Source organism: Bartonella sp. MR168JLCBS (assembly GCF_042194175.1).
Window position 1 is genome coordinate 165340 of record NZ_JBHIMP010000001.1, and the last position, 11869, is coordinate 177208.

An 11869-nucleotide genomic window follows, 5' to 3' on the forward strand; every position below is an offset into this window, starting at 1 on the left:
ATTTGTCCTAAAAATTACACTCTTTCAAAATAGGGTGTATGGTTCTTGAATTTATTCGTCAATAATAGCAAGCAAAAAGATGAAAATTTCTTTATACTCTTAAGTCACAATACAAAAATCGCCCTCGCTATAAACATATTTTGTTCTGATAAAAATCAAAAACATTCAATATTATAAAGCAAAATTGACTTGTTTTGATTATCAGAGCCTTCATTGCTATTATTATCATGAATTTTGCTTATTATACTGATTTAGTACAAAAGCGAAGCCTCTAACATTGAATGAAAGGACTGCAAAAACCAACAGATAAAAATGCTTAAGTTAGGCATTCCATACAAAAGTACTTCCCCTACTTTACACTTGTCACTGTAATTTTCTATTTCTTTTTTTGTCACCTTGATGACGCATTGCTAATGTACGCAAACGTAAAGCATTTAATTTAATAAAACCAGTTGCATCTCTTTGATCATAAGTACCTTGATCATCCTCGAAAGTTACCAACTCACTCGAATAAAGTGATTTTTTACTTTGGCGCCCTTCAACAATTACGTTTCCTTTATAGAGTTTTAACGTGACTTCACCTTCAACATGTTCTTGAGATAAATCAATAGCTGCCTGCAGCATCTTACGTTCCGGCGAAAACCAAAATCCATAATAAATGAGTTCTGCATAACGTGGCATCAATTCATCTTTCAAATGAGCTGCACCACGATCTAGCGTTAAAGATTCTATAGCTCTGTGAGCCGTTAAAAGAATGGTCCCCCCTGGTGTTTCATAAATACCCCGCGATTTCATACCCACAAAGCGATTTTCTACCAAATCTAACCGACCAATACCATTATCGCGCCCATAATGATTTAATTCTGCAAGTAAAGTTGCAGGAGATAAATTTTTTCCATTGATTGAAACAGCATCACCTTTTTTAAAGCCAAGAGTGATTCTGGTTGCTTGATCTGGAGCATCTTCCACCGAAAGAGTACGCATATGGACATATTCAGGAGCAGGAAGTGCTGGATCTTCTAAAATCTTTCCTTCTGATGAAGAATGCAATAAATTTGCATCCACTGAAAAAGGTGCTTCGCCTTGCTTATCCTTTTCTACAGGAATTTGATGTATACGAGCAAATTCAAACAGATCTGTCCGACTCTTAAAATCCCAATCACGCCATGGAGCAATAATCTTTATATCAGGGTTAAGAGCATAAGCGGAAAGCTCAAAGCGTACCTGATCATTGCCTTTGCCCGTTGCCCCATGAGCAATTGCATCTGCTCCTGTTTCCTTAGCAATTTCAATAAGGCGTTTTGAAATAAGTGGGCGTGCAATTGATGTTCCTAAAAGATAAGTTCCCTCATAAACGGTATTGGCTCGAAACATCGGAAAAACAAAATCACGCACAAATTCTTCGCGCAAATCTTCAATATAGATTTCTTTAACACCTAACATTTCAGCTTTACGACGAGCAAATTCTAGCTCTTCCCCCTGCCCCAAATCCGCTGTAAAAGTTACAACTTCAACGCCTAGCGTACTTTGCAACCATTTGAGAATAATTGACGTATCCAATCCCCCTGAATAAGCCAAAACAACTTTTCTAATATTTTGCCACTTCTTCATTTCAAAATTCTATATGAGCTGCTCTTTTATCTCTACCTAGAAATCAAAACAATGCAACAAATATAAAAATAAATTCTCTTTAAGCAACATTAAAAAGACGCAAAAAACGTAAATAAAAACGCTTTAGAGTGTAAATAATGAATACTGCTTAAAAATAAAAGGAGATTTACGTGTCATTTCTACCGGAGTGGTCTATTGTTGTACAATTTGCTTTAGCATCGTTGATTTTAGCACTTATTCCAGGACCTGATATGATGCTTTCTGTAGGACGAACCATTACACAAAGCAAAAAAGCTGGAATTATGTGCGCCTTGGGTAGTGCAACAGGGTTTGCCATTCAGGTTACCGCTGTAGCACTTGGCTTATCAGCGCTTATTTTTGCTGCGCCACACACTTTTATTCTTCTAAAAATTGCTGGCGCCTTTTATCTTTTATGGTTTTCTTTTCAAGCGTTACGGAGAAATCCAACTTTTTCCTTCGAACAGACATCTTCTAAATCTCAAAGCGCTAAACGTAACTATCTTGCTGGTATTGGAATCAATCTTTTAAATCCTAAAGTTATACTCTTTAACGCGACATTCTTACCACAATTTATCAATGCGGATGATCCTATGGCAACACAAAAGCTACTCTTTTTAGGACTCTCTTATATCCCTATTTCTTTTCCCATTACAATTTCTATCGTTTTTACAGCGCATAAACTTACCAAAATTCTCAAGAAAAAACCTCTTTATATTCGCTTTCTCGACTGGCTTATTGCTGGTACTTTTACTATCTTTGCCCTCCATCTCCTTATAGTTACAAAAATTGATTTATAAATGTAATTTATCGTTTTTAATTTAAATGAGAACCAAAATATTGTAGGATTCTCTCATTTCAAACCTGTTTATTTTGAATCAAACAATATCTTTCCCTTGTACGTTATAAGCGAATCGGGAGTTTTCGTGTGTGAAGCGAAATCTTTTTAAAGAACGTAATAAACAAAAGAGTGAGGCAATACACAATCTCCACTTTTTAAAAGATATTACCGTAGATGCTTTTAAAAGTCATAAAATAGAATTAAAATGTACGATAATAATATGGAAATTAGTTAAGACCCTTAAGACTTCATATTGCCTCTAAATGAGGTTTCCTCCTTATTTTAGAAATTACGCAAACAGACTGCTATATACAATATTTCTCCCCATTGAGCATATAAAAGCTGAAACTGTTCGTCTAACACTTATCCATCTTAATCTCTGTCTCACACATGCTATTATATGCTGATTTACTGAAAAAAAAGCATAGGCTTTAATATCGCAGAAAGTTGCATTAACTAATGACCAATGGCATTTTCAAGTCGCAAACGTTCAGATTTCCGTAAACGCTCTGAAGCTGATTTAAGTTGTCCACATGCCGCTAAAATATCGCGTCCACGCGGTATCCGAATAGGAGAAGCATAGCCCGCTTGATTAACGACATCAGCAAAACGCTCGATTTGCTCCCAATCAGAACACTGATAATTGCTCCCTGGCCACGGATTAAAAGGGATTAAATTGATCTTAGCAGGAATCCCTTTCAATAACTTAATCAATCGCTTAGCATCATCTAAACTATCATTGATATCTTTCAGCATAACATATTCAAAAGTGATTCGCTTTGCATTGGAAAGACCAGGATAATTACGGCAAGCCTCCATTAGTAAAGCAAGCGGATATTTTTTATTAATGGGAACAAGCATATCCCTTAATGTATCGTGTACTGCATGGAGTGAAATCGCCAACATAACACCAATTTCTTCTCCGGTTCGGATAATTCCAGGAACAACCCCACTGGTTGAAAGCGTAATCCGACGTTTTGATAAAGAAAGCCCGTCGCCATCAGAAGCAATCAATAAAGCTTTTTTAACAGCTTCAAAATTATAAAGAGGTTCTCCCATCCCCATCATAACAATATTGGTAATTTTGCGACCTTCAATGGGAACTATTGCCCCATCAGGGGTATTTTTATCAGGAAAATCACCCAAACAATCACGTGCAACCAATAATTGTGCCAAAATTTCTTCCGCAGTCAGATTGCGAACAAGCATCTGCGTTCCCGTATGGCAAAAAGAGCAAGTTAACGTACACCCTACTTGCGATGAAAGACATAAAGTACCACGTCCTTCTTCAGGGATATAAACCGTTTCAATTTCAACAGGCCTTCCAGCTCCACGTGCAGGAAAACGTAAGAGCCATTTACGCGTACCATCTTTTGATATTTGTTCTCCAACAATTTCTGGGCGCGCAATGGAGAAATGACACTTAAGTGTTTCTTGCATTGCTTTAGAAATATTCAGCATCTCATCAAAATTTGAAACGCCACGCACATAAAGCCAATGCCAAAGCTGACGCACACGCATACGCGTTTGATGCTCTGGTACACCAACTGTCTTTAAAGCCTGCACCATCTCATCTTGCGACAAACCAATTAAAGAGAGCTTAGAACTCTCCTTCACGACCACATTATCTGTTTCTCGCGCAAAACATGAACCAACTGGTCTAAGGTCATAGGAAATGGCCATTGCTTTCCAATTCACATCACTATTTTAGAAATTATCGAAACCTTAATGGCACTTTTGAGCTGCATTTAATGCAGCAGTAACCCCTTTTAAGGAATAAGTATAAGTGGTATGCGTTCCTCGTTTTGATATCGCTTTCACTGTCATATTGCTTCCTGCACGCATAGCAGAAACAAGCTGCTTTTCTAGCTCTGATGAAGCCAACCAAGCTGAGGAATCTTTCGTGAAAAAATCAAAGTCCTTACCTCCAATGGTCACTGTCACTCTCGACCCTTCTTGAAGGGTATAACCAGCCATAAACTGCGGTTCAAACGAAATAGGTGAATGAGAACGCTTGGTAACCAAGAAAAAGTTATCACCATGATTAACTGTCGTTGGAAGAGCCTTCAAAGGTACCGATAACACATAGCAAATCGTATTTTTGGGCGATTTATAAGAATAGGCTCCCCACGCTTCAAATTGATTTAAACGGCTTGGCGTTTGTGCATATGCCACGCCCGCTGTAACAAAAACCATTACAGATGCAGCAATAACAGTCTTTTCAAACATCTTCATTTAGCTCACTTCTTTAGTCTCTAACAAGATTCTCTTCATTGGAAAAATTCAACAAAAACTCCTCGATATCCATGTGTTATTGTCTTAATTCCTTCAATAAGCGAAATATTTTCACACTAACCAGAATAGATTTCCACGTTCCATTGTGACCTTTTAATCGTTACCAAAACATAAACTTCTTATTCAATAACCACATTAAAAAATAACATCTTCATTTTATGCTACTCATTTCGTTTTTGTATAAAAAACGATTTCTTTAAGCTATAGAACTTCAAAACGAGATGAAAATATACCATCACTCTGTTAAGAAATAAACCATACTCTTTATGTCACAAGCAATCTGATGCAAAATTTTGAAAATACACCCCATACTCCCCGCAAAAAAGCTTAATCGCCTTACGGATATCACTTCTCGACTTTATGCATTCAATACATTTATGTTCACAAAATACTCCATCTTTCACCCATTATAGTGCATTCATACTTCGTATTCAATATCGTCCCGATAACACTTTTTCTCAATCTTCAAAATATCTTGTAAAAATAATAAAATATTATCAATATATTAATAATAAAACATAAAGAATTCAGATTCTATCTCAATAATCACATACCACTTTGTTTCTTTTGATCTTATTTCCCTATATATTTTATCTCCAATTATTAATTTCTAAAATGATTTTAGTAGCTTATAATAGCTTAATCATATTATTTTAATATGTTAGACGACATTTTCCTTTCTGTTATAAAAAACTTCCTAAGAATTCTTTTGAAAAGTTTCCTTCTCTTATTTCTAAGTAATTTATCAACAAAAATATAAAATCTTTTTCTACAGCAATTTTAACCTTATCGTTTTTTAACAACATTTTAATCAATTAAAGTGGATCTGAATAAATCTTCCCATGCACAAAGCTGTTTCACCCAACCTAAAGCTATAACTTTCATTTTTACCGTACAAAATTGTTTTTTAGCATGGGCTCTATAAAACAGCTGACATCTAAATCATATCTATAAAATAGTTTACCTCTCCACTTGTGAAGAAGCAAACCGGCACCATAACACTATTTTCCAGCTCCCAATGTTTTGCTACAACCCTCGATACTTGAGACGATTCATAGGAAGCATTTTTACCCTTTCTTGTACAGTTTTTATCCACACGCTAATTCCATTTACAACATGCAAAATAGTGAATTATATTTATAAATCAATATCTTGCTATACTGAGGATACACTCTTATTTCTTCTTGAGCATTAAAATATTATCCCTAAACACTCAAACTCAATTTACGAAAAAATTCGATGCACAAATAAATTTTTCTGTTGATTTCTTTCCCGCTTTCAAAGGACAAAGATTCTTAATCCAATCTGGACTGAAAAAGTTTGGATTCTTGTCGAGCGGTCTCCTCTTGTCTTCCCACTTATGTGATTTACCTAACCAAAAGCTCTACAAACAAGTCCTGCTTAAGAATATTTACCACACATTCTAAAAGCATTTAATGTATTAAGAAGACTTACATGCCTTATCTCTCCACACCTCAAATGATGGCTTTTTACAGTACAACAGGATAAATTAACCCACGAAGCATAATGATTAGATGCTTTAATATACAAGAGCAAGTAACAAAAACAAGTACTTCGTTTTTGTTACTTGCTCTTTAAAAAGAAGGTTCGCTTAGAAACGATTTCTCAAAATTGCATGACATAACCTTTTGTTATCAGTCTTTTAAGATAAAAATTATATTATTTTCTACGTTCCGTGGTGTATACCTTGCAACTTATACACTCATAATATCTTCTAAGCTGCATTTGATTCTGAAGTTTGAATCAGTAAAGCATAAAGCGCATTAGCATTATGCGTATTGCGCAATTTTTGCACAACATCAGTGTGACGCAAAACACGTGCGATCTGTGATAAAGCTTTTAAGTGATCTGCACCAGCATTTTCAGGTGCTAAAAGGAGAAAAACGAGATCTATAGGTTCGTCATCAAGAGCTTCAAAATCAACAGGACTTTCAAGACGTGCAAATATACCAATGATCCGATTAATATCAGGTAATTTTCCATGAGGAATCGCAATACCTCCACCCAAACCCGTTGAACCAAGCTTCTCGCGTTGTAAAACAACATCAAAAATCACATGCTCACTAAGACCTGTTAGCTTGGAAGCTTTTTCGGCTAAAATTTGCAGAACCTGTTTTTTCGAATTAGCCTTAAGAGCCGGAATGATCGCTTCCGGTGCTATTAACTCACTCAAATTCATACTTTAATTTTCCTCTTACACGCTAAAATGCTCATCAATAAACCTATAAACGGTATAGATACTTAATGTTCTTTCACTTTTCGCAACATCGCATGTGTTTTTACTTTTCAATTTATAATGGGTGATGGCTCAATACATCTCATATCACTTCTAACACAACAATAAATAGTATTCGGATCATCATTAACGGCATGAGAAACCAAAGAAATGAAGTTGTTCATAAAGTTAATTTCCTCACGACTCTAGAAAAGGTCATTATTCATAAATTTATTAAACTTGTCATAAGAGTTGATGTATAATTCGCCATCAGAGTTTTTCTTTCTTTAAAAATGAGCCCTTAAATTAAGATGAAAAGCATACTGAGCAAAATGGACCTTTACTTTGAAAATTACTGTATAGCTTGAACATCGCCTTATAACAAGAATATAAAGGTTTTTAGAGATTTAATGATTATTTTGAAAGGTTTATAGATTTATCCTGATATCTTTAGCCGAGCTCCTATTTTCAAATAGGCCATATAAACCAATAAAATACGACAACTCCTATTGAATAACCGCAATATATAACCGGTGCTCCCATCAAAATACCTAAAACAGCATCATCGATATATTATTTGATTCGACAGAGAAAAATATGATAAATATCTCTTACCTTTCAATAACACACGCATTTATTGAGAGCTTCGTTTATCACTCATTATCAAGTTAATCTAGTGATATCTTTTCTATGATACAATCATGAGCAAGCTAAACTTATAAAACAACAAACTAACCCTCTAATGATGAAGTCTTTTTCACCACTCAATAACAACATTAAGGTTATAGTCATAAAAGAAGTTTTGGCATAAATAAGGAGATTTTCAGTAATAATGTTTGGTTAAACTTAAATGGAAACTCGTGAAAGCTGTAAAATCAAAGAGAAAACTGATTTCCCAAATAAATTCTGCGTACATCAACGTTGTTGATAATATCATTAGGACAACCGTGAACTAACACCCGCCCTGTATGAATAATATAAGCGCGATCGACAAGCCCTAATGTCTCACGCACATTATGATCCGTTATTAGAACACCAATGCCACGCCTAGTTAAATGACGAATAAGTTGTTGAATATCGAAAATAGCGATAGGATCAATTCCTGCAAATGGTTCATCAAGTAACATAAAATGGGGACGAGAAGCTAAAGCGCGCGCAATTTCAAGTCGCCGACGTTCACCTCCAGATAACGAAAGTGCAGACATTTTACGTAAATGATCAATTTTAAATTCATGTAAAAGGCTATCTAACTCTTCACGTTGTTTAAGGCGATCTTTTTCAACGACCTCTAAAACAGCTTTAATGTTATTTTCTACTGAAAGACCACGAAAAATAGAAGCCTCCTGTGGAAGATATCCAATACCTAAACGCGCACGTCGATACATCGGAAGATGCGTAATATCAAATCCATCAATTTTAATGGATCCTCCATCAGATTTTATGAGCCCCGTAACCATATAAAAACAAGTTGTTTTACCTGCCCCATTGGGCCCTAAAATGCCAACGGCTTCTCCCGTACGAATGCCAAAAGAAACACCATTAACAGTTCGTCTTCCTCGATAAACTTTAATCAAGTTACTGGCAATCAAGGTCCCTTTTAAGGGATTTTTTGAAGCTTCACTTTCAAGATTATATTTATCGGTCTGTTTTTTTCTTTTGATTCCAAACATGAAATCTTAATGGCCATTCTTTTGATTTTGTTTTAAAATAATAGAAACACGACCTTTTTTCTTAGGCGTCTCACAACCTTCTAAAAAAGCCTTTCCGCTTTCCATATTTGCCGTTAGTTTGCACCCCGTGGCCACATTGTCACCGTCAGTTAACACAACATGACTCCCTGTCAAACTCATCATTTTTGACTTTCCATCAAAAACGCCTTTATCACCCGTAGCAATTTGCGTAGCAATTTTTATATAAACTTTTCCTAAAGCTTCCATTTTTTGTATACCCGACGAACCAAATAAAGAAACAGATGATGCCTTTGTATCTTCCTTGTTTTTATCAATTTCTTTATATGCTTTATCGTAGTAAACAACTAATTTTGCCGTTCTTAAAAGACGTTCACCTTGCACCACTGAAACATCACCTTTAAAAAGCGCTATCCCTTCTTTATCACGTATTTCCAAAGAATCTGCATGAAGTTCTACCGGTTCTTTGTCGCTTGATAAACTTATTCCAAAATGAGCCACTTCGGCATATCCTAAAACTGCTCCTCCTAACATTCCCATGCTAAAAGCCAAGGTCACACCTATCCATCTTTTGTACGATTTCATTATTTCAATTCTTCTGTTTGTATATACACATACTTCTCTTTATAAATATCCTTTGAAGATTCGTATTGATATTACGTCATTGCTTTTGAAGCACTAAATGCACACCACCATGGAAATACATGTTTTTTCCTTTTTCTCGAATTTGTAAGGCATTTGCGGCAAGATGCAAACCGGCTTGCTGAATATTAACACGCTGATCTGTTTTTAACTGTCCCTCGGATAAGTTAATACTCGCTGACATAAATTGTGCCATCATCCCATCATTCGTCGTAATGGTGAATGGCTTGTCCAACTGTAAAAAACCATTAATGTTATCGTAAACCCCCCCTTGTGCTGCGAGAAAAACCTGTTTTTGTTGGCCCATAAATGCTTTAGCTGTAATGTTTTGCAACCCAATCATTCCAGAGTGTGTATGGTCTTGAAATGCCTTTTCTGCTTTAAGCCAATAAGGTTCATGAGCACGCGTATACCCTTCTAACTTTGGATTGAGCATTGTCAAATTCACCACGCCACTTTCTTCATTATTCAAAGGCATAGAATCAGAAGTAACGGGAACCAAGAAAAACGTAAACCAGCAAAAAACCAGCGCTGAAATCAACGCTAAGAGAGGTAAAAAAATTTTTAATATGCTAATACGACGCGAATGAAGGGATGCTTTTTTAAAAACATCTCCAAAAGATGATTGCGTTGAAAAGGCTTCATAATTATTGTGTACGGACATACTCTCCTAATCTCTTAAATACTCCGCATTTTTAATCTGTATAACCTTTATAGAAGGTATTTTCAAATTTTGTTTCTTGCAATTTGTTTTTTCTTGGTTTTATTTTGCTTTTATCCGTTTATATATTGTAATATGCATGAAGTGCACAATTACAAAAAAATTTTTGTGTGAAAGTGAGGCTATTGTGGTAAAATCAGAGCTTGTGCAAATTATCGCTCGTCATAACCCGCATCTTTTTCAACGGGATGTAGAGAATATTGTAAACGCTATTTTTGAGGAAATTTCAACAGCACTTGCAAATGGCAATCGCGTTGAACTTCGTGGATTTGGAGCTTTTTCTGTAAAAAGCCGTTCAGCCCGTAATGGACGTAATCCACGAACAGGTGAAGCCGTTTCTGTTGAAGAAAAGTGGATTCCTTTTTTTAAAACTGGCAAGGATTTACGCGACCGTCTTAATCAGTGAGAAACTTATGATAATTAAACGTATTCTTCTAACAAGTATCGGTGTGATTCTCACAGCGTTCTTGATTATTTTTATCGTGGCTAATCGTCAGATGGTTCCGTTAACCCTTGATCCTTTTAGAGCAGATTCTGAAAGTTTTACTTATCATGCTCCCCTTTTTATATGGCTCTTTATTTTCTTTGGTTTTGGTATTTTATTAGGAAATCTGATCAGTTGGTTTTCCTATCACAAATACAAAAAAGCTCTCAAAAAAAGTAAAGCAGAGATCGAGAAATTGAAAACGTCTATCACAAATCTGGTGTAATGGTATTTTAATTAAATCTTTTCTCTCTGTATTTTATATTCAGTACAGATTTAAAAGTGCTCTTTTCTTTTTTTTATACATGTTTTAATTGGCTTTAGCTCTTTTGCACTTTTACGAAACACTTAAGAGCTTTATAATATATTTTCATACCTCATATACCGTGATACAAAACATGCCCGCACAATGCTTTCAATCCTCCCATAACAATAGATATCCGCAGGAAAAGTTGCCCCTTATTTTAGAAACAGGTGTAAGTGAAAACTATGCTCTCATTGATTCTGGTCATGGACAAAAATTAGAACGTTATGGAGCTTACCGCATTATTCGACCAGAAGGTCAAGCACTATGGAAACCCGCTTTACCACGAAAACAATGGGCTGATGTTGATGCTATTTTCACAGGAAACCGTGATGAAGAAGGGGTTGGTCGTTGGCATTTTCCTAAAAAGCCACTTGATGAAACATGGACTCTTTCTTGGAATGGATTGTTTTTTCTAGGCCGTTTTACTTCCTTTCGTCATGTGGGGGTTTTTCCTGAACAAGATGCTCATTGGCGCTCTATGGAAGAGCAAATTGTTAAAGCCGAACGTCCTATAAAATTGTTGAATCTTTTTGGCTATACAGGTATTGCCTCTTTGATTGGGGCACGAGCGGGTGCGAATGTTACCCATGTTGATGCTTCTAAAAAAGCCATTGCGTGGGCAAAAGCTAATCAAGAAAAAGCAGGATTACCAGATCATTCTATTCGCTGGATTTGCGATGATGCTATGAAATTTGTCGAGCGTGAACTGCGTCGTAAGAAAAGCTATGATATGATTCTTCTTGATCCCCCTGCTTATGGGCGTGGACCCCATGGTGAAATTTGGCAACTGTTTGATCATTTACCCGCTATGATCTCAAATTGTCGTAAACTTCTCTCTGATAAACCGCTCTCTGTTGTCCTTACAGCTTATTCTATTCGTGCTTCCTTTTTTGCACTTCATGCTTTAATGCGTGATGCATTTGTAAATCTTGGTGGTACGGTCGAATCAGGAGAACTCATTTTGCGTGAAGAAGTTTCAGGACGTGCTCTTTCTACTTCTCTTTTTAGCCGTTGGATTGCTTGAAT

11 protein-coding genes are annotated in these 11869 nt (G+C 35.9%); 4 read left to right on the forward strand and 7 right to left on the reverse strand.

Annotated features, from left to right (window positions below):
* Nucleotides 1-363: 363 nt before the first annotated feature.
* Nucleotides 364-1611 carry an argininosuccinate synthase gene (locus tag ACFIK8_RS00575; protein WP_375635369.1) on the reverse strand — a complete coding sequence of 416 codons (1248 nt, stop codon included), beginning with the start codon at nucleotides 1609-1611 and terminating at the stop codon, nucleotides 364-366.
* Between the two features lie 170 nt (nucleotides 1612-1781).
* On the opposite strand from ACFIK8_RS00575, the gene ACFIK8_RS00580 reads away from it, so the two are divergent.
* Nucleotides 1782-2429: a LysE family translocator gene (locus ACFIK8_RS00580; protein ID WP_375635368.1), complete on the forward strand. Its 648-nt coding sequence runs from the start codon at nucleotides 1782-1784 to the stop codon at nucleotides 2427-2429.
* Nucleotides 2430-2926: 497 nt separating this feature from the next.
* On the opposite strand, the gene rlmN is transcribed toward ACFIK8_RS00580, so the two are convergent.
* The 6 genes from rlmN to lptC form a co-directional block, all read right to left on the reverse strand.
* The gene (rlmN, locus tag ACFIK8_RS00585; RefSeq protein ID WP_012754451.1) at nucleotides 2927-4153 is read right to left on the reverse strand and encodes a 23S rRNA (adenine(2503)-C(2))-methyltransferase RlmN; all 1227 of its coding nucleotides are present in this window, start codon (nucleotides 4151-4153) and stop codon (nucleotides 2927-2929) included.
* Nucleotides 4154-4195: 42 nt separating this feature from the next.
* Complete coding sequence (locus tag ACFIK8_RS00590) at nucleotides 4196-4699, reverse strand: invasion associated locus B family protein (protein ID WP_026500150.1); 504 nt, start codon at nucleotides 4697-4699, stop codon at nucleotides 4196-4198.
* Between the two features lie 1801 nt (nucleotides 4700-6500).
* Complete coding sequence (ptsN, locus tag ACFIK8_RS00595; protein WP_012754449.1) at nucleotides 6501-6965, reverse strand: PTS IIA-like nitrogen regulatory protein PtsN; 465 nt, start codon at nucleotides 6963-6965, stop codon at nucleotides 6501-6503.
* A gap of 911 nt (nucleotides 6966-7876) precedes the next feature.
* The gene (lptB, locus tag ACFIK8_RS00600) at nucleotides 7877-8671 is read right to left on the reverse strand and encodes an LPS export ABC transporter ATP-binding protein (RefSeq protein WP_375635367.1); all 795 of its coding nucleotides are present in this window, start codon (nucleotides 8669-8671) and stop codon (nucleotides 7877-7879) included.
* A gap of 6 nt (nucleotides 8672-8677) precedes the next feature.
* On the reverse strand, nucleotides 8678-9274 hold the full coding sequence (locus tag ACFIK8_RS00605) for an LptA/OstA family protein (RefSeq protein ID WP_375635366.1): 597 nt from the start codon (nucleotides 9272-9274) through the stop codon (nucleotides 8678-8680).
* Nucleotides 9275-9350: 76 nt separating this feature from the next.
* The gene (gene lptC, locus ACFIK8_RS00610) at nucleotides 9351-9995 is read right to left on the reverse strand and encodes an LPS export ABC transporter periplasmic protein LptC (RefSeq protein ID WP_375644358.1); all 645 of its coding nucleotides are present in this window, start codon (nucleotides 9993-9995) and stop codon (nucleotides 9351-9353) included.
* 184 nt (nucleotides 9996-10179) lie between these two features.
* Between lptC and ihfB the strand changes: the two genes are divergently transcribed.
* From ihfB to ACFIK8_RS00625, 3 genes are all read left to right on the forward strand, one after another.
* Nucleotides 10180-10458 carry an integration host factor subunit beta gene (gene ihfB, locus ACFIK8_RS00615; RefSeq protein WP_012754445.1) on the forward strand — a complete coding sequence of 93 codons (279 nt, stop codon included), beginning with the start codon at nucleotides 10180-10182 and terminating at the stop codon, nucleotides 10456-10458.
* 7 nt (nucleotides 10459-10465) lie between these two features.
* Complete coding sequence (locus ACFIK8_RS00620) at nucleotides 10466-10762, forward strand: lipopolysaccharide assembly protein LapA domain-containing protein (RefSeq protein ID WP_375635364.1); 297 nt, start codon at nucleotides 10466-10468, stop codon at nucleotides 10760-10762.
* 172 nt (nucleotides 10763-10934) lie between these two features.
* The gene (locus ACFIK8_RS00625; protein ID WP_375635363.1) at nucleotides 10935-11867 is read left to right on the forward strand and encodes a class I SAM-dependent methyltransferase; all 933 of its coding nucleotides are present in this window, start codon (nucleotides 10935-10937) and stop codon (nucleotides 11865-11867) included.
* Nucleotides 11868-11869 lie beyond the last annotated feature (2 nt).